The sequence below is a fragment of the Rhodococcus sp. G6(2025) genome (assembly GCF_058628105.1).
Genome location: NZ_CP179750.1, coordinates 4,408,699 through 4,431,268 on the forward strand (window position 1 = coordinate 4,408,699; position 22,570 = coordinate 4,431,268).

The window sequence follows — 22,570 nt, forward strand, 5'->3', positions numbered from 1 at the left end:
TGGGAACATCTCATCCGATCGATCCGGCAGACTGAGGAGAAAGGGGTGTGGTGCATGACCAGGATTCGACTTCGGCCCGCGGTGGCGCTGGCATCGATCGCCGGTGTCTCGTCCTTGTTTCTCGCGGCCTGCACCCAGGACGCATCGTCGACCGAGGGCACCGAATCGGCCGCACCGAGTGCCTCCAGCGAGGCACCGCCAACGGAGGCACCGGTCAACGGTGTCGATGCGAAGGAGTACGCCTCCAGCGACCCGGAAGCCGATTCCTACGGCTTCGTCACACCGTCAGGGAAATGGCTGTGCGCGATCATTCCCACGAAGAATCTGGCCGGATGCGCCTCTCATCCCACCGCGGGGCCATTGGGTGTGCCCGGGACTCCACAGATCGCCTCGCCGGACGGCGGCCCGCCCGCGGAAGCGAACCTCATCGCGGTCGAGGCGGGGAAGGAGCCGAGCTTCCAGAACTGGAACCAGGCTGTCTTTCCCGGCAACGCCAACGTCCTTCCCTATGACACCACGCTGGCGATCGACGGATTCAGTTGCAATGTGCAGTTCTCCGGCGTCTCCTGCAGGGACGATGCGACGGACAAGGGATTCACCATCTCCACCAGCGGCTACACGTTCGAGTTCACCCCATTACCCGTGAGCCTCCCCAGCGCGAGCCCACCGCAGATCGCGCCCACCCCGGCCCCGCTCCCCCAGCAGGCCCGCGGATCGAATCAGTGTGGCCCCGTTGTCTATCCGGAGACGGGAAAACCTGCGACGGTGGTCATCGTGAAGGGCACACTCCGCTGCGACGAGGCGCACACGATGCTGACGAAGTACTTCGCGGCACCTGACAAGAGCGAACCGGTGTACAGCTTCGACGGGTGGGAATGCCGCCTCTCGGGAGACCCGGAATCCGCGGAGACCGGTTACACGATCAACTGCTCCGACGACAACGGGAACACCGTGGTCGCACAGCCGTAGATCGATCAATCCACGATTTCAGGTCAGTCGCCGCGAGACTCGACGCACGATGTCTACGCTGACGCTATGCACCCACCGAATGACCAGGCAGGTACCTGGGAAGGTTCGTGGCTCGCGGCGATGACGGTGATCAAGAGCGCTCAGCGGGTCTTCACGCCTGAGAACCGCCCTCCCTCCGAGCTCATCCCTCTCGTCGAACCCCTGAGCCGGTTGGGTGATGCGCTCCGGGCAACACCGCCCGACCCCGACGAGTCCCGCCGTCGCGCCGCCGACCTGGTGGCCGATCGAGACCTGATCGAATGGGCATGTCAGCCGGACCAGCCCAGCGAGATCCGAGAGTTCGGGGCGACCTTGGCCTTCCTGTCCATGAAACTGACCACCTGAGTCTCCGGTTGTCCTCGCCGCGCGGGGAGCCCGGACCGCTCAGAAGTCGTAATCCACGACGACCGGAGCGTGATCGCTCATCCGGCGGTCGGCCGCCGGATCCCGGTCGGTGCCGGCCGTGACCGCCGCTCGAGCCAGGTCCGGCGTCGCGAGGTGGTAGTCGATGCGCCAGCCGATGTCGTTCACGAACGACTGCCCCAGCCACGACCACCACGAGTACGGACCGTCGACGCCTGGATGCTGTCGCCGGACGACATCGACGAGGGTGCGCGGCGACAGGATCGAGTCGAACCACTCGCGCTCCTCCGGCAGAAACCCCTCGGCCTGATTGCTGCGCCGCCAGTTCCGTACGTCGGAACGGGTGTGCGCAATGTTGAGGTCACCCATCAGCAGAAGCTCCCTGCCCCGTGCGCGTGCCGTGCGCCGCGAGCGGGTCAGCTGTCGCGCGAACGCGGAGAGGAAACGCATCTTGCGGTCGTAGCGTGCTCCGCCGTCGGGCGCCTCCCGCATGCGTCCGGGCTTCTGGAGGTGGGCCGGAAGACCGCCCTTCGGCAGGTACATCGATGCCACGGTGATCGGCGCATCGGCCAGGTCGACCTCGACGTACCGGCCCTGCTTCGCGAACTCTGCCAGACCCCGAGCCAACGGCTCCGGATCCAGTTCGACGCTGTCGGTGTGCATTTCACCCGGTGCGCGCATCAGCGCTGTACCACTCCACGTCCGAACTGCGATGGGCGCACGCCGGGTCAGAACCGCGACACCGTTGCGGCCCGCGACGTCGCCCTCGTCGTACGTGAGGTGGTAGTCGCCGAACACCCCCGGCGGGATGGCCTCGGCACGAGCGCGCACCTCCTGAAGCGCGACCACATCGGGGCCGCGGTCGCCCAGCCAGTCCTCGAATCCGCGCCGCTGCGCCGCGCGGATCCCGTTGACGTTGAAGGTCGCGATTCGCACGAGTGACAGTGTAGGGATCCGACCGACGCATCGAATCTCGCCATACCTTTCACTCGCCGTCGGCCAGTTCTGCGAAGTTGGCCAATTTGTATGTGAACTCGAGTACGGGTTGCTAGCGTTCCCGTGATTGAGACCACACTGCAGGGGAGATCTCGATGCGGATCGCGCGGAAGCGGCCAGGAAGTGCCCGGCGAGGTGTGGCTACCGCGGCACTGGCCGTCTCGGCCGTCCTCGGGGTCGCGACAAGCCCGATGCCTGCCATCGCGTCAGCCGACACGTTCTTCTTCGACGATGTCGGTTCGACGGCCGTTCCGCGGGCGAATTGCGGTCCCGGTTCGCTGCCGGAAACGGGTATGCAGGGCGACGTTCCGGCCGAGGACCGGAACAACGGCCGCAGCACCCAGGGTTATCGATGCAACATGTCGCTGGTCGGAGGCTTGCAGGATCGCGGTGGTGGCCTGCTGTCGGTGACCTACGACCACTGCTCCTACACCAGCACGTTCTTCCCCGGGAACCTGCTCAACCCCACAACGCCGGGCGTACAGGTGCTCGACGTGTCGAACCCTGCACAGCCGGTGTTATCCACGACCCTGAACGAACCGGCGATGTTGGGCGGAACCTGGGAAAGTCTGAAGGTCAACAAGGCACGCAAGTTGCTCGCGGCCACAGCAGTGCCGATCGCTGCCGGCACCGGCTACTTCTCCGTCTACGACATTTCCGACTGCACCCACCCCCGGTTGCTCAACCGGGGTGCCGGTACCGACGTCACGACGCCGCTGCCGTTCATCTCCCACGAAGGCGGCTTCTCCCCGGATGGCAACACCTACTGGGTGTCCGGGCCCGCACCGGGATTCCTCACCGCCATCGACATCAGAAACCCGGCCGAGCCGCGGATCATCTGGCAGGGATTGCACGGACTCGGCGGGCACGGATTCGGCATCACCCCGGACGGGAACCGGATGTACCTGTCGAATCTCGGTGGGATCACCGTCCTCGACATCAGCGCGGTGCAACGCGGCGACCCATATCCCACCGTCCCGCAGATCGCCACCTATCTGTGGACCGACGGCTTCTTCAATCAGCACAGCATCCCGGTCACATATGGGGACAAGCCCTACATCTTCACCGTCGACGAAACCGGCGGCGGCGGAATCAAGGTCTTCGATGTCGCCGACCCGGCGCACGCCGAGATCGTGCAGAAGATCAAGCTCGAGATCCAGCTTCCGGCCAATACCGCCGCGAACCTTCGGTCGTCGCAAGGCGGCTCGGTGTTCTCCTACGATCCGCACTACTGCGTGGTCGACCGCCCAGCCGACCCGACCGCGCTCGCGTGCTCCTGGGAATCGTCCGGGATCCGCGTGTTCGATATTCGCGATCTGAGCCGCATCAGCGAGATCGCCTACTACAACCCGCCGGCACAGACCGGTAAGAACGTTCAGCTCACCAACTCACCGCACGCACTGTCCTCGCTGATCGGTGTCTCACTCTTCAATTTCGTTCCGCTCGCCCGCGCCGTCTTCGAGGGCAAGACGGATCCGCGGGTCGCATTCGGTCCGCGCGCCGGAATGGTGGCGTTCGGCGACCTGTCCGCGGACTGGTGCTTCTCGCCTCCGGAGTTCCACGGCAACCAGATCTGGACCTCGTGCAGCGACAACGGTTTCATGGCGTTGCAGCTCGACGACACCGTTTATCAACCACCGGCGAATCAGGCGTCGACTTATGGGCAGTGACACCACGCCTTCGTCGTTCAGCGGTCCCCTCGTCCTATTGCTGAGCGCCATCCTGCTCGGCGCCGCCGGGATCGCCGCCGGAATGTGGTTGCAATCGGAACGCGACACGAACCCCGACGGGGTCCAATTGTCATCAGCGGACATCGGTTTCGCACAGGACATGTCGGTGCACCACGAGCAGGCCGTGCTGATCGCCCAGACGCTATCGCGGGACGTCGATCCTCAGATCCGGGTCATCGCCGATCAGATTGTCGTCGCACAGACCTCCGAGATCGCGACGATGCGCGGTTGGCTCAACCTCTTCGACGAACCGTTCACCACCCCGCATCCGATGCAGTGGATGCACGGATCTGATCACGCCATGGGTGACCAGGGCGGCGCGCCCATGCCGGGAGCAGCGAGTACCAGCGAGATCATCCGGCTCGCCGGCCTGCGCGGAGCAGATGCCGAGACACTGTTTCTGCAGCTCATGATTCGGCACCACCAAGGGGGCGTCGACATGGCCGAGGCAGCCACCCACGCGGTTGCATCCGAACCGATCCGCCGCATCGCACGCGGGATGATCCGTGACCAGACCAATGAAATCGCAGTGATGACAGCCATACTCGATACCCGCGACGCGACACCGCTCGCCCACCCTTGAGGCGTTGAGGCTCGCCACCGCTGCACACCCGGAAGCCCACTGTGCGTCCGCCCTTGCCCGGCCGCGACGACTGTAGAAGCATTTCCGTGGGCGGGGCCGATCGGCGACTGAATATCGCGACGGCGTCCTCCGGGGCCGCGATCGGTCCTGCCGACGGCTGCGGCAGGTCCGAGGAGGAAGCGTGTTCGCAAGCTTCCCGGCCATCGGCAGCCGACGCTACCGATCGGAGAAACCATGACCACCGAACCCACACCAGTCTCCATTCAGCGCGAACCGGAACTGGCCGGACAAACCGTCGTCGTGCTCGGCGGCAGCGCAGGCATCGGCCTCGAGACAGCTCGCCGCGCCCGGGCCGAGGGCGCCGAGGTCATCCTCACTGGCCGCAATCCTGACCGGCTCTTGCAAGCAGCGACAGATGTCGGCACGCAGCGCACCGCAGGCTTCGACGCCAACGACACGGCCGCCTTGGCGAGGTTCTTCCACGCCCTGCCGACCCCGATCGACCATGTGTTGGTCACGGCCGGGGGCCCGCGCTACGCACCCCTGCTCGAGATGGACTCCGATGAGGTGCGCGAACAACTCAGCGGTCACGTGGTGCTGGGGCTCGAGGTCGCGCGCAACGCGGCGAGCAAGATGAGGCCCGGGGGCACGCTGCTACTGATGGGCGGAACCGGCGGCCGGCGCATCGGTCACGGACTGGGGATCGCCTCCGCCGCCACCGCGGCACTGCCCCCGTTCACGGCGGCCCTCGCGCTCGAGCTCGCGCCGGTTCGCGTCAACCTCATCGCCGCCGGCTTCGTCGACACCCCGTTGTCGGCATCGCTGCTCGGAGATCGACTGGACGAGCGCCGGAAGGAATTGCGGACAACGCTTCCGATCGGCCGGGTCGTCGGACCCGCCGACGTCGCCGCACTGGCCGTCCACATCATGAGCAACACCGCGCTCACCGGCGCGACATACGACATCGACGGTGGGCAGCAGTTCGTTTTCTGATGACCACACGACGAAACGTGGGTGGCTGGAGGGACGCCACTCCCGATCAATTCCCGAGAACCAGAGAGGCAACCCGTGAGCACAAACGAAGTTCAGACCAACGATTCGACCAACACGCAGGTCGCGTCGGTCGACATGAAGCTGGAGGTCGTCGTCATTCCCGTCACGGATGTCGACCGGGCCACCGAGTTCTACACCAGGCTCGGTTGGAGACAAGACGTCACACCGCGGGTTCCGGCGTCGTCCAGTTCACCCCGCCCGGCGCCGCCGCCTCGATCCACTTCGGCGCCGACCTCACAACAGCCGCACCCGGTTCCGCCAAGGGATACCTCATCGTCTCCGACATCGAGGCTGCCCGTGACCAGCTGGTCGCCGCCGGCATCGAGGTGACCCTGTTCCACCTCGGCACGGACGGCCCGGGCGACGGGCTGGACCCGGACCGTCGCAGCTACTTCTCGCTGGCGTCGGTCAGCGACCCCGACGGCAATGCCTGGGTGCTGCAAGAGGTCACGACCAGGCTTCCTGGGCGCATCGACACCGCCGGCACCTCGTTCGGCTCTGCACGCGACCTCGCGACGGCGCTCCGGCGCGCGGCGGCCGCCCACGGCGGGCACGAAGAGCGCACCGGCGAAGAAGACCCGAACTGGCCCGACTGGTACGCCGAGTACATGGCCGCCGAACAGTCCGGGGCGGAGCTGCCCACCTGAGGAGTTGTGAGGCCACGGCCATCGGCACTGTGTCCCGCGTAAGGCAGGGCCATCTCGGAGCAGGACGGGTTCGGCGAGGATCTCGTCTGCGGCGCGGCGGCCGGAGCGGATTGGATTCCGCTTCCGCGTGCGTCACGAACCAGCTACTTGCTCGTAGCTTCGCCCGAGTCACATCTCGTCCGCGCCAGGCGATACCCAGACCATGAGGGGCGAAACGCGCACGCGGATCCCATTCGTGGCAATGATGGCATGCATCGCCCTGGCAGCGGGCTGCCAGTCGACCACCGAGCACACGGGATCCGTCGAAGGAACAACGATCCCGTGGAGCAGGGTCCCCGACGCACAGGCGGGCGGCGGCGCCCCGCCCCAACGACCTGATCCTCCCCCACCGACGGACCCGAACGCGCGGCCCGGTATCCCCGACGCTCCCACACCGACAACACCGGGCCCGAGGACAACCGACATCCCACTATTACCGCCCACAGCGCTGGTGATTCCACCCCTCCCCGGAGTTACGGCCAGCGGCATGCACATCGAGCGGCACGACGGATTCGATCGCATCGTCTACGACTTCGGCGGCACATACGCGCCTGGCTGGCGCGCCGAATACGTCGCCGAGGCAACGCAACGCGGTCAAGAGACCGCGACACGACTCAACGGTCGATCGATCCTGCAGATCTACTTCTTCGACACGGACTCCTCGGCCGAGAGTGGGATCGCCGCGTATAACGGACCGAACCCGTTGTCGGACCCCGCGGCGTACAGCGTGGTCGAGGTACACCTCACACCGAACTACGAGAGAGGCACCCAGTCGTTCGTCGGCCTCCGTACCGACTACCCGCAGTTCCAGGTCACGACTTTCACAGAACCGACGAGAATCGCCGTCGACATCCACGACTAGCGCCACATTCGGGCACTCGTTGCCCCGGCAGAGATTGCATTCCCGGGGCGACACGAGCCGACTTTCGTAACAGATCGTCAAACTCGTTGACATACTTGAAGTGATGACTATCCGGATAATGCTCGACGGCTTTCACAAGGATGCGATCTCGATGCGAGATAACAGGCCCGCAACCTCGGCACTGCAGCTCTACCGCGCCTTTCAGCACCAGCACCCCCGAACTCCGGTCCCGGCCGATTACGTCACCGAATGCGGCTTCCGACTGGGACGTTGGCAGGACCGCCAGCGGATTGCCCGCATGCTCGGCACACTGCCGCCCCAGCGCATCGAGCAACTCGACGAAATCGGATTTCTGTGGAGCGATGACGACGTCCCACTCCCGGCAGTGTCACGTACCGACGCCAAGCGACGACGGATGCTCACCGCCATCGCCGCCTACCGCGAAGAGCACGGTAACGCACTTGTTCCCGCGAACTATGTCACCGCAGACGGTGAACAGGTGGGCCAGTGGCTCTACCGGGCGGTGAAGAAGTGGAGGGCCGACGCCTTGCCGGACAAGGAGCGTCGCACACTCTCCGTCCTCGGGGTCTCCCCCGGTCCACGACCACGAGGCCCCCGAACATCAGCACACCTTGTCGGACAGGTGAGGTAAGGCATACAGCTCGCAGGCCGAATTGTGTTGCTGTACAGATGTTCGAGTATCACCGGTAACACTGATAGCCCCCACGTGTCGGTGGCGGGTCCGCGCCGGCGGTCCATTGAGAACATGATGCGAGGAAGATGAGCTCATGGATGTGCCCCACCGTGTCGGTGTGCTCGTGTTCGACGGCGTGAAGATGCTCGACGTCGCCGGTCCATCCGAGGTCTTCACGGAGGCCAATCGACTCGGCGCCACGTACGAGTTGGTGCTGTGCTCGGTCGGGGCGGTCGACGTGACCGCGTCCACCGGGATGCAAATTTCCGTCGATGTCGACGCCGCGGACACAGATCGTCTTTGACGTCCTCCCGGCTGTGAACGACCGGGATTCCTTCTGCGGCGCTGCGCGCCGCTTGGGTGGGTTCCTGTTTCATTGGGGCTCGCTTCCCTCTAGGAGGGAAGGCTGACGGCCCCTCCGCAGGCGTTTAGCCACTCCGCACGTCCTGCGGCGTGGATGTTCTTCGCGGCGTTGACGTCGCGGTCGTGAACGGCGCCGCACGCCTTGCATGCCCACTCCCGGATCGAGAGCGGTTTCGGGCCATCGAGGACCCCGCATTGGGAGCAGATCTGCGACGACGGATAGAACCGGTCCACCTTGACGAAGGTGCGCCCGTAGCGGGCGGCTTTCTCCTCCACCATGCGGGTGAACATTCCCCACCCGGCGTCGTGGACCGATTTCGCCAACCGTGTCCGCGCCAGCCCCCGGACGCACAGATCCTCGACGAACACCGCTTGGTTCTCGCGGATGATCGCCGTGGAGTGCTTGTGCGCCCAGTCCTTGCGAGCGTCGGACACTCTGGCGTGGGCCTTCGCGACGCGAATACGTGCCTTGACCCGGTTGTTGCTGCCTTTCTCCTTGCGCGACAGAAGTCGCTGCGCCTTGCCGAGCTTGCGTTCTGCACGGTGCAGGAACTTCGGCGAGCTGATCGTCTTGCCGTTCGACAGGACCGCGAACGTTGCCAACCCGAGGTCGATACCGACCTCCGCATCGACCGGCGGCAGAGGTTCGTCGGTGGTCTCGACCACGAACGACGCGAAGTACCGGCCCGCTGCATCCTTGATGATCGTCACCGAGGACGGTTCCGAGGGCAGATCGCGGGACCAGGCGACCTCCAACTCGCCGACCTTCGCCACGTACAGCTTCCCGTTCGGGCGAATCGAGAACCCGTTGCGGGTCAGCCGGATCGCCTGCCGATTGTCCCGGCGGGACCGGAACCGTGGCGCGCCGACCTTGCGGCCCTTCCGTTTCCCGGAGAGCGAGTCGAACCAGTTTCGGTACGCCCGCCGCGCGTCCTGACACGCCTGCACCAGCACCACCGATGCGACCTCGTCCAACCAGGCCCGCTCCGGAGTCTTCTTCGCTGCGGTGACTGCCTGCTTCTGCACGGCGGTATCCGACAGTCTCACCCCGGACGCATACGCGTCCTGGTGGATGCGCAGGCAGTCGTTGAACACCACCCGCGCGCACCCGAACGAGCGGGCCAGCATGTCCTGCTGACCGGGCGTCGGACGGACGCGGTACTGGTATCGCAACTGCACACCCAAAGAATAACATTGGTCTATGGTTTCTGAACCTGAATACAGACGTGGCCGCTCCGTTGTTTCCGCCCTGCACGTCCACTTGGTCTTTGTTACCAAGTATCGGCGCGGAGTCCTCACCGACGAGCTGCTGACCACCTGCGAACAGGTGATGCGCAGCGTGTGCGACGACTACGGTTCTCGGCTGGTCGAGTTCAACGGGGAGGGCGACCACGTGCACCTGCTGATCGAATACCCTCCGACCATCCAAATCTCGAAGCTGGTGAACAGCCTCAAAGGCGTCTCCGCACGCCGCCTGCGCGACCAGTACCGCGGATGGGTGAACCGACACTCGATGAACGGACACCTCTGGTCCCCGAGCTACTTCGCCGCATCGTGTGGCGGGGCACCTATCTCGATCATCCGGCAGTACATCGAGCAGCAGCGGCAACCGCCCCGCGCTCCCGGTAGGCCGAAGTCGATGCGCTAACCCGGCCCTGAAGGACCGGGCTTGCGCGCTACGCTCCGCGGTCAACCGCGCTGGTGATGGGTGGCGACATTTTTCCGTCGACGCCGGTGAGCCCGGAACTCGCCGGTGCGGCCACCACGCTGGCCGGCAACGCCGACCGGATGGCCTCGATCTGCACTGGTGCGTTCATCCTGGCGGCGGCCGGGCTCCTCGACGGTCGGCGCGCGACCACCCACTGGCAGCACACCGATACCCTCGCGCGCGGATACCCCGGATCACCGTGGAACCCGACGCAATTTTCGTCGAGGACGGCACCATCTTCTCCTCGGCAGGTGTCACTGCCGGGATCGACTTGGCCCTGGCTTTCGTCGAACGCGATCACGGCACCGAACTGGCACGAGCGGTCGCCCAGTCACTCGTGGTGTTCCTGCAGCGACCGGGCGGTCAGTCCCAGTTCTCCCCCAGCCTGCGCGGGCCGCGGCCACGCACCGGACAGCTCCGCGAGGTGGTCGATGCCGTAGCCGCGGCCCCACCGGTGACCACTCCATCACCCGGCTCGCCGCGCGCGCCTACGTCAGTCCCCGGCATCTGACCAGGCTGTTCCAGGACGAGCTGGGGACCACCCCGGCCAAGTACGTTGAGCTGATCCGATTCGACACCGCCAAAGCCATGCTCGATGCAGGACACACCGTGACTTCCGCGGCGCAGCACAGCGGATTCGGCAGCCCGGAGAGCTTGCGGCGCAGTTTCATCCAGCATCTCGGGGTGTCGCCGCGGGCGTATCGGCAGCGATTCCACTCCACCCATCGCTGAGAGCAGCCGACCGGACATGTCCCGATCTGTGCGGAAGTGGGCCGGAATGGCGGTTTCCGCCGCGGTTGACAATGTCACTGTGAAGTAGATCAGCCGCGACCCGCGGACCAGAGCCTCCGGAAGCGAGAAACGCATGACCGACACCGTCGCAGGCATCGACATTCCCGACAACGTCCTGGTCACCGAAGCCACGGAATTGGTGCGGGAGGCCGCGAACCCGTTGATCTACCACCACTCCCGGCGCGTGTTCCTGTTCGGCTCACTCCGAGCCCGACACCAGAAACTCGCGTTCGATGCCGAACTGTTGTACGTCGGGGCCATGTTCCACGACCTCGGACTCACGACGAAATACCGACGCGCGGATCAGCGATTCGAGATCGACGCCGCCGACGAGGCCCGCAATTTCCTCCGCTCCCACGGAATCGGCGAAGACGAGGCAGACACGGTGTGGACGAGCATCGCACTCCACACCACCCCCGAGATTCCACTGCATATGGCACCGGAGATCGCGCTGCTTACCCGCGGCGTCGAACTCGACGTACTCGGTATCGGATACGACGCGATCACCGACGAGGAACGCGCCGCCGTCGTTGCCTCCCACCCGCGGCCGGACTTCAAGAACGAGATCCTCGCTGCCTTCACGGATGGACTCGAAGACCGCCCGGATACTACGTTCGGCAACGTGAAGGCCGATGTGCTGGCACACTTCGTTCCCGGATTCGTCCGGGGTGACTTCGTCGATGTGATCCTGAACTCCGCTTGGTCGGAATGATGTCCGTGCCGGTTCTTCAGTTGACACCGCCCGGCAGATGACGTTGCAGCAATGCCGCTGCCGAAACCCAGTCCAAATTCATAATCTCGGCCGCCCGTTCGTCACCGACACACCCTCGAACTTTGGCTTCGAAGTCTGCGACGGATGCAGGCCGGCGCGGGTGCCCCACAGGCAGGTCGACCCCGGCCTCGAGTAGTGATCCGTCGCGGAGTTCGACGACTACCGTGCAGTCTCCATCGAGCACCCCCTCGCCCACAGGCTCGGCGACCAGACTGACGCGGTCGAGAATGCTCCGCACTTCCGGCCGCTGCACAGCAGCGTCGGTGAAGCTCTCGATATCGGGGAACCCGTCCAGCAGGGCTGCCGCGATGCCGTAGTTCAGCGAGAACTTACCTTCCAGACCCGAACTCGGAAAGTTGTGTATCAACGGCAAAACCGCGCTGCGCGGAGTGTGCACCCGTATGCGGGCGATGTCGCCGATCGATAACGAACCGAGCGACCGAACCGCCGCGATTGGTCGCTGGAGCGCGTAGCAACACGGGTGAAGCTTCAGCCCGAGACCATCCGGAATGATGGGACCTTCGACTTGCGGGGACATCCGCCCGCCGACGAGCCGGAACCATTCACTGACAGCACGAGGGTCGGCAGTCGCGCCGGCAGCGGCGAGTCCGGCCGCACGCACACCAGCCTGGGCGGCGAATCCGACCTGAATCGACTTGCCTGCGGTGCCGAAGGCCTGGCGGACGCCACCTGCGGCGGGAACGGCGTGTGCCATCGCAGTGGCGATACCGTCAGAATCGAGCCCGAGCGACAGCCCCGCAGCGACAGCAGCCGAGATGGCACCGACTGTCGCGGTGGTGTGCCACCCCTGTGTGTAGTGGTTCCAACCGAGCGCGGTACCCAGACGTGCCATCACACCCGCCGCCGCCAGGTACTCCCGCCCACCGCCGCCCACCGCCAACGTGGCGGGAACGCACACCACACTGACGTGGGTGGTGGAGGGTATGTGCAAATCGTCGAAATCGAGCACGTGCCCGACCGCTGCCCAGCGAAGCGCAGCCGGCAGCCCATCCGTCCACGCAGCTGCCGGATCATCCAGTGCGGCAAGGGTCACTGCAACGGTGTCGACCAGAGCACGTCGAGCGAGATCGAGATCCGCGGCCCCTGGCTCGATACCTGCGGCCCACACTGCGAGATCGTGCGCGATGGCATCGGTTGATTCGTGCGGCGCAATCGTCATAGCCCACTCCTTCCCCCACCGGTGCGCCCATTGCGCCCAGTTGAACAATCTATGGCACACCATACCGCTAGTCGGCACAGCATCCAAGATGCATCCCATGCTCTCCGTGATGCCGCCTGCACGTTCACTACTCCGCCGACCTGCCTGCCCGGCAGCGCACAACGCTTGACTGGTGGGCGAACCCGATGAGGCATCCTTGACAGACTGTGATCCGAGGCACGATACTCACTTTCCGACACACTGTGCCGCTATGCAGCACGATCGATGTCGGCGTCACTATCGACGCCCCTGTGACGGGCTCGCACCGATTGCAGATTTCCCGTGCGATATTCGAAGTCACGGGTCCGGGGTGGTCAGTCCCCCAAAACTCTCTCACGAATGGAACCTCATCGAGCCACAGGCAGCCGAGTGCCTTCCAGAATTACGAGCAACGCCTTCACAGAAAGACAATTCTCAATGAAGATAGAAACATCCGATCAAACGGCTGTCTTGAATCCGAGACGACAGCTGATCGCCGGCACCATCGGACACTCGGTCGAGTTCTTCGATTTCCTCGCGTACTCGTACCTCGCGGTCTACTTCGCATCGTCCTTCTTCCCCTCTTCGGAATCCTCGGGGCTGGTGCCGCTCCTGAGCGCATTCGGCGTCTTTGCCGTCGGGTTCCTCGCACGTCCGCTGGCGGGACTCTTCATCGGACTATTCGCAGATCGGTACGGCAGGCGGCGAGCCTTGAGCCTCACCATCAGCCTCATGGCAGGCGGCAGCCTGCTTGTCGCCGTCTGCCCCACGTACAGCCAGATCGGTGTCGCCGCGCCCATAATCCTCACCGTTGCCCGCATCCTGCAGGGATTGTCCGCTGGAGGGGAATACACGACGGCTGGTGCCTTCATCGTCGAATCCGCACCCGCCGGCCGACGTGGTTTCTACTCGAGCTTCATGTTCGTCGCGTCGGGCATAGGGAAGTTGACATGTCTCGCCTTCATCACCGTGTTCGTCGCACTCATCGGTGAAGATGCGATGCGGGACTACGGTTGGCGAATCCCCTTCGCTGTCGGCGCCCTGGCCGCGATCGTGGCCTGGTACATTCGCCGCGGGACGCAGGAAACCCTCGGGACTACCGTCTCCGACGAGGGCGGCGCGGCACCGGTCAGCCGCAACCCGCTCAATGCTCTGCAGCGTTACCCCAGGCAGTCCCTGATCGTGTTTGCGATCGCCACCGGAATGGGCGTTGGACAATACTTTTGGGCGACGTACCTGACTACGTACTTCCAGATCCAGAACGGCGCCTCTGCCACCACCGCAATGACGGTCGGCATCATCACGCTGATCCTCTACACACTCGCACAGCCGGTGGCCGGGCTGATCTCCGACAGATATGGACGTAAGCCGTGCATGTACGCATTCGGCGTCGGCACCGTCATCGTGACGCCTTTCCTGCTCTCGATAACAAGTTCGAACTTTTCGGTTCTGATATGCATTCAGCTCATCGGGCTACTGTTGTTGAGCCTCTGCACATCGATCACGTCAGCTGTGATGGTCGAAAACTTCCCACCGCACGTACGAGTGAGCGGCCTAGGTTTTCCCTACTCGCTCTCGGTGGCAATCTTCGGCGGAACGGTCCCGCTTGTTGCCACTAGCCTGGCCAATGCCGGTTACTCCCAGTATTTTCCGTGGTACATCGTGGCCACCGCGATTATCACGCTCGTGGGGGCCATAGCGGTGCCGGAAACGTTCCACAGCGACATTTCGGGCGAAGATTCCTGATCGACATTTCTCCCCCTGTTCGCGGGATTCGCTCCTTCTCGGGCTGCCTCTGGCGGCCCGAGAAGGACCCGTCAACTTCTGCCAATGGTGTTTCGGTAGGTGTAGTGCTCGGGTAGGTAGTAGCTGACCGCCAACTCGACTGCCCGACTGTCCGAATCGAGATACACACGATCGGCGCGCAACAGCGGATGTCCGGCGGGGCAGTCGAGGTGATGGGCGGTCTCCTCGGACGCCGGCGCCACGGTGATCGACTGCACGAGTTCGACAACGGGAGACGCCAGGTGAGGTTCCAGAAGACCGATGATCGTGTGTGCTCCGATCGCGCCCGGCTCCGTCCCCGCGCCTCCACACAGATGCTGCGCGTGCAGATCCGGCAGATGGACGGTCGTCATCGCGAACACGATCCCCGCGTACCGGCGTACATACGCGATCGTGGAGACGAAGTCATTGTCGAGGCGTAAACGGCTTGCGGCTTCGATATCGGCCCTACGTCGCAGAGGCGCGACAATTTCCGTGGTGGTACCAGCGGGGAGATTGGTCAGTTCTTCTATCGCTCCGAGCCGCCGGAGACGCCTACTCCCCAGTTCGGAGACGAACGTGCCCCTCCCCGGAACGCGATAGACCAGGCCATCCGCCACGAGATCGTAGAATGCTCGCCGCACCGTCTGCCGACTCAATCCATACTGTTCGGCAAGTTCGAGTTCCGTGGGAAGCTGGCGACCACCGTGGAAGTGGCCTGCGGCGATTTGCTCGCGCAGCGCCTGGGACAACCGCCGATGCGCCGGCGCTTGTTCGTTGCCACGGACACCCATGAGCCCACACCGATCCGTTCCTGTCGCCCTTCGGCATCAACCATCGCCGCGTGGTGCTGTCTTCGCAGGCCGACCCATCTGGATCGGACGCGAACCATGGTAGTCGATATCGGCACGCTATTCCAGATAACGGCACACCACTTCCCGTCTCTACGCACCCGGCAACCCTGCCCACGGCGCGAGTCCTGGCCGACATCGGAGAACGAGGACCGGACACGACGTCGGTTGTAATGCGCCTTTGACCTGCATAGACAACGTTGTTTCCACCACTCGTCAGAGGGAGGGTTGACCAATACGGCTCCGGTGGGGCATTCTGATTCATATCGGAACACTGTGCCGCATATAGGCACGGATGAAGGGTTGAAGTCTCATGACTGCTGTAGTTGACGACGTCGGTTCGTCAGGAGCCGGGTATCTCACCGACGAGCGCCTCGCGATCCAGGCGATGGCGCGAGAGTTCGCCGCCAAGGAAGTACTGCCCGTGGCGAACGAACTCGATCCGGTCAAGGGCGAGATTCCGATGGAACTGCGCCAGAAGATGGCCGAGCTAGGATTTTTCGGTGTTCTGATTCCCGAGGAATACGGCGGGCTGGGCCTCGGGGTCTTCGAATACGCCCTGATCGTCGAGGAACTTGCCCGCGCGTGGATGAGCGTGTCGAGCCTGATCGCTCGCGGACAACAATTCACCGCTGGTTTCACCGAGGAACAGCGCCGCGAGTACCTGCCGCGGATGGCTACGGGCGATTTCCTCAGTGCCTTTGCCTTGTCCGAGCCCGATGCAGGATCCGATGTGGCAGCGCTGTCGACTCGGGCCCGCAGAGAAGCGGACGGGTGGCGGATCAGCGGCCAGAAGATGTGGTGCACGTTCGCCGACGGAGCCGACTATCTTCAGGTATTCGCCCGTACGTCACCCATTGACCGCGACCACCGATCGCGCGGTATCAGCTGTTTCATCATGCCGAAGCCTCGGGGTGAGCTTCCCCCGGGAGTGACGGGCACGCCCGTACGCAAGATCGGATATCACGGATGGAAGACGTGGGAGCTGTCCTTCGACAACGCCTACGCCGCTGGTGACTCCATGGTCGGCCCCGAAGGCGAGGGCTTCAAGGTCGCAATGGGCGATCTCGAGACCGCCCGGATTCATACCGCCGCCCGCGCCATCGGCGTGGCACGCGGAGCGCTCGAGGACTCCGTTGCCTATGCGCGGCAACGCGTCCAGTTCGGCCGATCGATCGGCGAGAACCAGGCGATCCGATTCAAGATCGCGCACATGGCCACCGAGGTGGAGGCGGCCCGATCGCTGATGTACCGGGTGTGCACCGAAGTCGACGCCGGCCGGCGCAATACCGTGGAAGCATCGATGGTCAAGTACCTCGCCACCGAGATGGCCGAACGAGTAACCAGTGAGGCCCTGCAGATTCACGGCGGTGCCGGATACACCACCGATTTCGCCGTCGAACGGTACTGGCGGGATGCCAAGCTCACCAAAATCTTCGAGGGCACGTCGGAAATCCAGCTGAAGATCATCTCGGATTCGATCCTCGGAAGGCAGACACGATGAGATCGCCGGCCGCCGGGCCACTGAACGATGTCGTGGTGATCGACCTGACGACCATGCTCGCGGGTCCCTTCGCCACCATGGTCCTCGGAGATCTGGGCGCCGACGTGATCAAGGTCGAACCCCCTCATGGTGACTTCATCCGAGAGCAGGGACCGTTCGCACCGGATGACGAACTACGCGCATACGGTGGGTATTTCCAGAGCGTCAATCGCAACAAGCGCAGTGTCGTTCTCGACCTCACCACCGAGGAGGGGCGCGCCTCGCTGCTCGACCTGGTCGCGCACGCCGATGTCGTCGTGGAGAACTTCCGCCACGGGGTCATGGACCGGCTGGGGCTGTCCTACGAGCGACTCCAGGAGAAGAATCCCCACCTGGTATATGCGGCGATCCGCGGATTCGGTGACGAACGCACCGGCAGCAGCCCGATGCGGGACTGGCCGGCGTACGACATCACCGTCCAGGCCGTCAGCGGCTTGATGGAAATCACCGGCGAGCCCGACCGCCCCCCGATCAAGACCGGTCCCGGTCTCGGTGACACCGTGCCTGCGCTCTTCGCGGTGATCGGCCTGCTGTCGGCCGTGCACCGTGCTCGCCGCGACGGAGTCGGCGGCTTCGTCGACGTGTCGATGTACGACGCCATGCTGGCGATGTGCGAACGCGCCGTCTACCAGCACTCCTACACCGGCGAAGTACCGACCCGGCAGGGAAACAGCCATCCCCTGCTCTGTCCCTTCGATGTCGTGCCCGCGGCAGACGGGTGGGTCAGTATCGCCGCGCCGGGCAACAAACATTGGCAGCAACTCTGCGCGGCAATCGGCCGCCCCGAGTTGGCTACGGACGAACGCACAAGGGACAACGTCAGCCGACTGGCCAATCGTGACTTCACCATGTCTGCGGTGACCGCGTGGACAACCACCCGGACCAAGGACCAGATCGTGGAAACACTCGGCGGCAAGGTCCCGGTGGCACCGGTCAATACCGTCGAGGACATCTATGCGGATCCCCACGTGCGTGCCCGCAACATGTTGGTCGAGGTCGATCATCCCGGCGTGTCCCACCCGCTGACGATCGCCAACTCTCCGATCAAGTTCGCGGATGCGCCCCCGACCCATGTCCGGCGAGCACCGCTACTCGGTGAGCATACCGATGAAGTGCTGGCCCAGTTCGACAACACCACAGCTGCCTTTCAGCTCGAAGAAACAAGATAGGGAGATCATGTCCAGAACACAACGACCGCGGCGTTCCTGCCTCGCGGTTCCCGGTTCGAACCCGAAGATGATCGAGAAGGCGAAGGGTCTCGATTCCGACCAGGTCTTCCTGGACCTCGAGGACGCGTGTGCTCCACTCGCGAAACCTGGTGCGCGCAAGACCATCGTCTCGGCACTCAACGAAGGCGGGTGGGGGTCGAAGATTCGCGTGGTGCGGGTCAACGACCTCACGACCCACTGGACCTATCGTGACGTGGTCGAGGTCGTCGAAGGTGCCGGTCAGAATCTCGACTGCATCATGCTTCCGAAGGTGCAGTCGGCTGCCCAGATCGCCTGGCTCGACTTCACTCTGACCCAGATCGAGAAGACCATGGGTTTCGAGGTAGGCCGAATCGGAATCGAGGCGCAGATCGAGGACGCCGCCGGATTGATAACCGTCGACGAGATCGCAGCCGCGTCGCCGCGCATCGAAACGATCATCTTCGGCCCCGGCGACTTCATGGCGAGCATCAACATGAAGTCGCTCGTGATCGGTGAGCAGCCACCGGGCTATGGGGTCGGCGACGCATTCCACTATCCGCTGATGCGAATCCTGATGGCCGCCCGAGCCAACGGGCTGCAAGCGATCGACGGACCCTATGTTCAGGTCCGAAACGTCGACGGCTTCCGCCGGGTTGCCGGACAGGCCGCTGCACTCGGCTACGACGGGAAATGGGTGCTGCATCCGGCCCAGATCGACGCCGCCAACGACACCTTCAGTCCCGCCCAGGCCGACTACGACCACGCCGAAAACATTCTCGCCGCGTACGAGTGGTTCACCTCCGACCAGGGCGGCCGCAAGGGCGCTGTGATGCTCGGCGACGAAATGATCGACGAGGCGTCCCGCAAGATGGCGTTGGTCATCGCCGGCCAGGGCCGCGCGGCCGGCATGGAACGACTCGATGTGTGGAAGCCGGAGACCGAGACCGTAGAGAGCGGTGTGTGAACAGTGACGACCACGGAGAAAGTGCAGAACATGCAGTTCGGTCGGTACTTCGAGGATTTCGAAGTCGGAGCAATCTACAGGCATTGGCCAGGCAAGACCGTCACCGAATACGACGATCACCTGTTCTGCCTGCTGACGATGAACCACCACCCGTTGCACATCAACTCTCACTTCGCGGAGGCGACTACAGAATTCGGGCGCAACGTGGTCGTGGGCAACTACGTCTACTCGCTTCTGCTCGGTATGTCCGTACAGGATGTGTCCGGCAAGGCGATCGCCAACCTCGAAATCGAATCGTTGCGGCACGTCAAGCCGACGTTCCACGGTGACACGATCTATGGCGAAACCGAGGTCCTGGAAGTCACGCCCTCGAAGTCCAAGGACGACCGAGGCGTCGTGTACGTCGAAACCCGCGGCTACAAGCAGGACGGGCAGATCGTCTGCATCTTCCGACGCAAAGTTCTCGTACCCAAGCGAAGCTACGGCGACGCGCGCGGCGGCGAACAACCCGCTCGACCGTTGCCGCACGCATAGTCGACTCCGGTTGGGGAGCGTTCCCGTCTGCAACACCCACAGCCGTTCACCGAAGCCGGATGGGATCTGCGGGTCGGCTGCGTGATCCGCGGATCGAGGATTTCGTCCCTCCGATCTTCGATCCAGGCCGGGTGTTCCCCCGATGGTGGGAGGACACCCGGCCCTTGACAGAGATCGCGGGAACGAACCAAGCTATCAACAGAAACACTGTGCCATATATCGGCACAAACTCGGTGCGGCCGGTCACCCGGGTGCACCACTCGGAATAGGAAGCACAATGCGAGAGCGTTACGAAACGTTCGTCGGCGGACATGACGAGCGCAGTAAGAGTGGGCAGTACTTTTCCACTCGTGATCCCGCCACAGGCGACGTCATCGCCGAAGTCGCGCTCGGCGGAGCGGAGGATATCGAGGCAGCAGTTGCCGTAGCGCAGAGCGCCTTCCGCTCGTGGCGTGACACCCCGGCCGCCACTCGCGGTCGCATTCTCCTCGAGGTCGCCCGCACACTGCGTGAACACGCAAACGAACTGGCCCGAATCGAAACACTCGATACCGGTCAGACGTTGTCGCAGTCGAACGTGGACATCGAGACTGCCGCACGATACTTCGAGTACTACGGCGGGGCGGCAGACAAGGTACACGGCGAGACGATTCCGCTGGGACCCGACTACCTCTCGTACACCCGCAACGAACCGTTCGGCGTCATCGGTGTCGTCACACCCTGGAATGCGCCGATCAACCAGGCCGCGCGGGCCATCGCACCCGCATTGGCGATGGGCAACGTGGTGGTCCTCAAACCCGCCGAGGACACACCCCTGTCGGCACTGGAGATGAGCCGTCTCGCCGTCGAAGCGGGACTGCCCGCAGGGGTTCTCAACGTCGTCCCCGGATTCGGTGCTGATGCAGGAGCTGCGCTGACCGGCCACGACAAGGTCCGCAAGATCGTCTTCACCGGCTCGGTGGAGACCGGCCGGGCGATCATGCGGGCAGCCGCCCAGCGACTGATTCCGCTGACTCTCGAGTTGGGCGGCAAGTCCCCCAACATCGTCTTCGACGACGCCGATCTCGACGCGGCCGCGGCAGGCGCCTGGACCGCGTTCACCACCAAGGCGGGGCAGGTATGTTCTGCCGGCAGCCGGTTGCTGGTGCATTCTTCGGTGCACGACGAGTTGGTCGATCGCCTCGTCCAGCACGCGAAGACCACGGTCATCGCGCCGGGCATCGAGGACCCGGACATCGGATCCCTTGCCACGCGAGGGCAGTTCGACAAGGTCCGCTCGTATCTCGAACTCGGCCCCAGCGAGGGCGCACGTGTCGCGACCGGTGGACACGTCGCCGACACAGGGCGGCTGGGCCGCGGGTTCTTCATCGAGCCGACCATCTTCGTCGACGTCGACAACACGATGCGCGTGGCGCGCGAGGAGATCTTCGGCCCGGTGCTGACGGTGCTCCGATTCGATTCCGATGAGGAGGCGGTCGAGATCGCCAACGACAGCGACTACGGACTCGTCGCGGGGGTCTGGACCCGAGACCACGGCCGGGCTCATCGCGTGGCCGGCGCCATCGAGGCGGGGCAGGTCTTCATCAACCAGTATTTCGCCGGTGGTGTCGAAACACCGTTCGGTGGCTACAAGTTGAGCGGTTTCGGCCGGGAGAAGGGCTTCGAGGCGCTCAAGCACTACTGCCAGCTCAAGACGATTACCGCACGGCTATGAGGTCCGCAGATCACGTCTCTCGATGACTACGTACGCCGACGAGACAATCAACGGGATAGATCGCAGCGCCCATAAGCGGTGCAGTAGCTGGGGCGTCGACGGGAGTGCGCAATGCACCAAACCCGAGGAGGCCCGAGTCGTCCACAATGCCGATCGGCATCGCTTCGAACTCTGGGTTCGAGGAGAGCCGGTCGGCATTCTGGGGTCTTTCGATCTGCGACACCTTACTGAACCGCTCAGGATCCAAGGCAATATCGGGCCCAGCCCGAGGACGTCGTGATGTCCTACTCGCACACGATAGTCGTGGAATAGGTCGAAAACCGTGCATTCGCTGCCCTATTCGGGCGACAGGCGCTCGACCTCGCCCGCACGGGGGGCGTTCTCCATCGCTAGAGCATTGTGGAAGGCATTTCCCAAAGGTAGTAGCGATCCGCTGGCTCGTAGAAGCAACGGACCGCGACCTGGGAACCCGTAGCCCTGTCCATCCTCCCGATCACGACTGACTTACCTCGAAGCCCGGTGACTACGTCACGATCGCAGTGAACACCGCCCGATCGTCGACCGGTGCGTTGCCACCTCCCCTGCGGCAGTGCGACGAACCGGGAATCGACGGTTCGGCAATCTCCCACACCGCATCCGACATTAACCGCAGTGACAGCTCATCCACCACGCGTCACATCATGCATCACAAGTCACTTCATCCAGACGAGACATACTCTTGGACAGGGCCGCACACCCTCTCCGCCGGCCAAGCCTTCGAAATCATCGGCGCCGGGCATGTTCGGCTGAACATCGCCACCAATGAGGACATTCTCACGAGGTCGAAACAGTAACCAACTGCCGTGGAGCTGGCTGTCAGCTCGGCGACTTGTCGGACAACTCGTTGAGTGGTTGTCGATCGTAAACCGGGTGACGCCGAAACGATCCCCGATCATGTCGACCGCATCACGAATCATGAAGAATCCTCACCGCTGCAGCAAGTCGGTCGCCGGGTCGTCGGCGCTGTGCGCAATAGGAGCGCACTCGGGAACCTCGCCACGGCCGTCCCGTCCGGAATCGTAGGGCACACCCCGCGAGCCGACCGTGATTTCCGCAGGTATGGCAGGACCGGGTGTTGTCCTGGGTTGCCCACTCGATCCACTCCGTATTGCCGCCCGCTTGTCGCCACCAAATCGGACGGACGGATGCCAGCATCTTCCGAA

Annotated in this window: 21 protein-coding genes and 4 pseudogenes; 19 read left to right on the top strand and 6 right to left on the bottom strand. The window is 64.0% G+C overall.

What is annotated here, in order from left to right; all coding sequences use genetic code 11:
* The first annotated feature begins 54 nt into the window (after window positions 1-54).
* Window positions 55-969 (top strand): hypothetical protein, encoded by a 915-nt coding sequence (locus ACLIVD_RS20160; protein ID WP_491930516.1) that lies wholly within the window; start codon window positions 55-57, stop codon window positions 967-969.
* A gap of 66 nt (window positions 970-1,035) precedes the next feature.
* Window positions 1,036-1,353, top strand: a complete 318-nt coding sequence (locus ACLIVD_RS20165) for a hypothetical protein (protein ID WP_105413872.1) — start codon at window positions 1,036-1,038, stop codon at window positions 1,351-1,353.
* A gap of 39 nt (window positions 1,354-1,392) precedes the next feature.
* On the opposite strand, the gene ACLIVD_RS20170 is transcribed toward ACLIVD_RS20165, so the two are convergent.
* Window positions 1,393-2,307: an exodeoxyribonuclease III gene (locus ACLIVD_RS20170; RefSeq protein WP_283334040.1), complete on the bottom strand. Its 915-nt coding sequence runs from the start codon at window positions 2,305-2,307 to the stop codon at window positions 1,393-1,395.
* Between the two features lie 155 nt (window positions 2,308-2,462).
* On the opposite strand from ACLIVD_RS20170, the gene ACLIVD_RS20175 reads away from it, so the two are divergent.
* The 8 genes and pseudogenes from ACLIVD_RS20175 to ACLIVD_RS20210 all read left to right on the top strand — a co-directional run.
* Window positions 2,463-4,037 carry an LVIVD repeat-containing protein gene (locus ACLIVD_RS20175; protein ID WP_491930517.1) on the top strand — a complete coding sequence of 525 codons (1,575 nt, stop codon included), beginning with the start codon at window positions 2,463-2,465 and terminating at the stop codon, window positions 4,035-4,037.
* Complete coding sequence (locus tag ACLIVD_RS20180) at window positions 4,027-4,680, top strand: DUF305 domain-containing protein (protein WP_491930518.1); 654 nt, start codon at window positions 4,027-4,029, stop codon at window positions 4,678-4,680. Before ACLIVD_RS20175 ends, ACLIVD_RS20180 begins: the two co-directional genes overlap by 11 nt.
* Window positions 4,681-4,914: 234 nt before the next feature.
* A complete protein-coding gene (locus ACLIVD_RS20185) occupies window positions 4,915-5,673 on the top strand; it encodes an SDR family oxidoreductase (protein WP_491930519.1) in 759 nt (252 codons plus the stop codon).
* Window positions 5,674-5,808: 135 nt separating this feature from the next.
* Window positions 5,809-5,859 (top strand): annotated as a pseudogene (locus ACLIVD_RS20190) (hypothetical protein); the annotation flags it as partial.
* A 20-nt stretch (window positions 5,860-5,879) separates the two neighbouring features.
* Window positions 5,880-6,380, top strand: a complete 501-nt coding sequence (locus ACLIVD_RS20195) for a VOC family protein (RefSeq protein WP_491932976.1) — start codon at window positions 5,880-5,882, stop codon at window positions 6,378-6,380.
* Between the two features lie 241 nt (window positions 6,381-6,621).
* Window positions 6,622-7,281, top strand: a complete 660-nt coding sequence (locus tag ACLIVD_RS20200; RefSeq protein WP_491932904.1) for an AMIN-like domain-containing (lipo)protein — start codon at window positions 6,622-6,624, stop codon at window positions 7,279-7,281.
* Window positions 7,282-7,432: 151 nt separating this feature from the next.
* Window positions 7,433-7,933 carry a helicase associated domain-containing protein gene (locus ACLIVD_RS20205; RefSeq protein WP_283352185.1) on the top strand — a complete coding sequence of 167 codons (501 nt, stop codon included), beginning with the start codon at window positions 7,433-7,435 and terminating at the stop codon, window positions 7,931-7,933.
* A gap of 136 nt (window positions 7,934-8,069) precedes the next feature.
* Window positions 8,070-8,276: pseudogene (locus ACLIVD_RS20210) on the top strand (AraC family transcriptional regulator); the annotation flags it as partial.
* A 92-nt stretch (window positions 8,277-8,368) separates the two neighbouring features.
* On the opposite strand, the gene ACLIVD_RS20215 reads toward ACLIVD_RS20210, so the two are convergent.
* Window positions 8,369-9,517, bottom strand: a complete 1,149-nt coding sequence (locus tag ACLIVD_RS20215; protein ID WP_491932905.1) for an RNA-guided endonuclease InsQ/TnpB family protein — start codon at window positions 9,515-9,517, stop codon at window positions 8,369-8,371.
* Between the two features lie 22 nt (window positions 9,518-9,539).
* Between ACLIVD_RS20215 and tnpA the strand changes: the two genes are divergently transcribed.
* The 3 genes and pseudogenes from tnpA to ACLIVD_RS20230 all read left to right on the top strand — a co-directional run bounded on the left by tnpA (window position 9,540) and on the right by ACLIVD_RS20230 (window position 11,550).
* Entirely contained in the window at window positions 9,540-9,986 is a 447-nt protein-coding gene (gene tnpA, locus ACLIVD_RS20220; RefSeq protein WP_164062524.1) for an IS200/IS605 family transposase, read from the top strand.
* A gap of 41 nt (window positions 9,987-10,027) precedes the next feature.
* Window positions 10,028-10,778, top strand: a pseudogene (locus ACLIVD_RS20225) (GlxA family transcriptional regulator); the annotation flags it as partial.
* A 133-nt stretch (window positions 10,779-10,911) separates the two neighbouring features.
* A complete protein-coding gene (locus ACLIVD_RS20230; protein ID WP_280784278.1) occupies window positions 10,912-11,550 on the top strand; it encodes an HD domain-containing protein in 639 nt (212 codons plus the stop codon).
* A gap of 16 nt (window positions 11,551-11,566) precedes the next feature.
* Here ACLIVD_RS20230 and ACLIVD_RS20235 read toward each other — a convergent pair whose 3' ends face one another.
* Window positions 11,567-12,790, bottom strand: coding sequence for an MmgE/PrpD family protein (locus ACLIVD_RS20235; protein WP_491930520.1), 1,224 nt, complete (start codon window positions 12,788-12,790; stop codon window positions 11,567-11,569).
* A gap of 456 nt (window positions 12,791-13,246) precedes the next feature.
* Between ACLIVD_RS20235 and ACLIVD_RS20240 the strand changes: the two genes are divergently transcribed.
* Window positions 13,247-14,554, top strand: a complete 1,308-nt coding sequence (locus ACLIVD_RS20240) for an MFS transporter (protein WP_491930521.1) — start codon at window positions 13,247-13,249, stop codon at window positions 14,552-14,554.
* Between the two features lie 71 nt (window positions 14,555-14,625).
* On the opposite strand, the gene ACLIVD_RS20245 is transcribed toward ACLIVD_RS20240, so the two are convergent.
* On the bottom strand, window positions 14,626-15,366 hold the full coding sequence (locus ACLIVD_RS20245; RefSeq protein ID WP_491930522.1) for a GntR family transcriptional regulator: 741 nt from the start codon (window positions 15,364-15,366) through the stop codon (window positions 14,626-14,628).
* Between the two features lie 370 nt (window positions 15,367-15,736).
* On the opposite strand from ACLIVD_RS20245, the gene ACLIVD_RS20250 reads away from it, so the two are divergent.
* From ACLIVD_RS20250 to ACLIVD_RS20270, 5 genes are all read left to right on the top strand, one after another.
* On the top strand, window positions 15,737-16,927 hold the full coding sequence (locus ACLIVD_RS20250) for an acyl-CoA dehydrogenase family protein (protein ID WP_065491288.1): 1,191 nt from the start codon (window positions 15,737-15,739) through the stop codon (window positions 16,925-16,927).
* Complete coding sequence (locus ACLIVD_RS20255) at window positions 16,924-18,135, top strand: CaiB/BaiF CoA transferase family protein (RefSeq protein WP_491930523.1); 1,212 nt, start codon at window positions 16,924-16,926, stop codon at window positions 18,133-18,135. The genes ACLIVD_RS20250 and ACLIVD_RS20255 overlap by 4 nt, the downstream gene beginning before the upstream one ends.
* Before the next feature lie 7 nt (window positions 18,136-18,142).
* The gene (locus ACLIVD_RS20260; protein WP_491930524.1) at window positions 18,143-19,120 is read left to right on the top strand and encodes an HpcH/HpaI aldolase/citrate lyase family protein; all 978 of its coding nucleotides are present in this window, start codon (window positions 18,143-18,145) and stop codon (window positions 19,118-19,120) included.
* A 3-nt stretch (window positions 19,121-19,123) separates the two neighbouring features.
* Entirely contained in the window at window positions 19,124-19,654 is a 531-nt protein-coding gene (locus ACLIVD_RS20265) for a MaoC family dehydratase (protein ID WP_283334012.1), read from the top strand.
* Between the two features lie 277 nt (window positions 19,655-19,931).
* Window positions 19,932-21,368, top strand: coding sequence for an aldehyde dehydrogenase family protein (locus ACLIVD_RS20270; protein ID WP_491930525.1), 1,437 nt, complete (start codon window positions 19,932-19,934; stop codon window positions 21,366-21,368).
* A 529-nt stretch (window positions 21,369-21,897) separates the two neighbouring features.
* On the opposite strand, the pseudogene ACLIVD_RS20275 reads toward ACLIVD_RS20270, so the two are convergent.
* Window positions 21,898-22,011 (bottom strand): annotated as a pseudogene (locus ACLIVD_RS20275) (IS5/IS1182 family transposase); the annotation flags it as partial.
* 49 nt (window positions 22,012-22,060) lie between these two features.
* Window positions 22,061-22,324, bottom strand: a complete 264-nt coding sequence (locus ACLIVD_RS20280) for a hypothetical protein (protein ID WP_317569747.1) — start codon at window positions 22,322-22,324, stop codon at window positions 22,061-22,063.
* Window positions 22,325-22,570 lie beyond the last annotated feature (246 nt).

Bases quoted from the DNA above. Each gene is read 5' to 3' on its own strand.
- ACLIVD_RS20230 (WP_280784278.1), top strand. From the start codon at position 10,912: ATGACCGACACCGTCGCAGGCATCGACATTCCCGACAACGTCCTGGTC.
- ACLIVD_RS20270 (WP_491930525.1), top strand. From the start codon at position 19,932: ATGCGAGAGCGTTACGAAACGTTCGTCGGCGGACATGACGAGCGCAGT.
- ACLIVD_RS20280 (WP_317569747.1), bottom strand. From the start codon at position 22,324: ATGATTCGTGATGCGGTCGACATGATCGGGGATCGTTTCGGCGTCACC.
- ACLIVD_RS20160 (WP_491930516.1), top strand. From the start codon at position 55: ATGACCAGGATTCGACTTCGGCCCGCGGTGGCGCTGGCATCGATCGCC.
- ACLIVD_RS20250 (WP_065491288.1), top strand. From the start codon at position 15,737: ATGACTGCTGTAGTTGACGACGTCGGTTCGTCAGGAGCCGGGTATCTC.
- tnpA (WP_164062524.1), top strand. From the start codon at position 9,540: ATGGTTTCTGAACCTGAATACAGACGTGGCCGCTCCGTTGTTTCCGCC.
- ACLIVD_RS20245 (WP_491930522.1), bottom strand. From the start codon at position 15,366: ATGGGTGTCCGTGGCAACGAACAAGCGCCGGCGCATCGGCGGTTGTCC.
- ACLIVD_RS20240 (WP_491930521.1), top strand. From the start codon at position 13,247: ATGAAGATAGAAACATCCGATCAAACGGCTGTCTTGAATCCGAGACGA.
- ACLIVD_RS20180 (WP_491930518.1), top strand. From the start codon at position 4,027: ATGGGCAGTGACACCACGCCTTCGTCGTTCAGCGGTCCCCTCGTCCTA.
- ACLIVD_RS20255 (WP_491930523.1), top strand. From the start codon at position 16,924: ATGAGATCGCCGGCCGCCGGGCCACTGAACGATGTCGTGGTGATCGAC.
- ACLIVD_RS20200 (WP_491932904.1), top strand. From the start codon at position 6,622: ATGATGGCATGCATCGCCCTGGCAGCGGGCTGCCAGTCGACCACCGAG.
- ACLIVD_RS20260 (WP_491930524.1), top strand. From the start codon at position 18,143: ATGTCCAGAACACAACGACCGCGGCGTTCCTGCCTCGCGGTTCCCGGT.
- ACLIVD_RS20205 (WP_283352185.1), top strand. From the start codon at position 7,433: ATGCGAGATAACAGGCCCGCAACCTCGGCACTGCAGCTCTACCGCGCC.
- ACLIVD_RS20185 (WP_491930519.1), top strand. From the start codon at position 4,915: ATGACCACCGAACCCACACCAGTCTCCATTCAGCGCGAACCGGAACTG.
- ACLIVD_RS20175 (WP_491930517.1), top strand. From the start codon at position 2,463: ATGCGGATCGCGCGGAAGCGGCCAGGAAGTGCCCGGCGAGGTGTGGCT.
- ACLIVD_RS20235 (WP_491930520.1), bottom strand. From the start codon at position 12,790: ATGACGATTGCGCCGCACGAATCAACCGATGCCATCGCGCACGATCTC.
- ACLIVD_RS20165 (WP_105413872.1), top strand. From the start codon at position 1,036: ATGCACCCACCGAATGACCAGGCAGGTACCTGGGAAGGTTCGTGGCTC.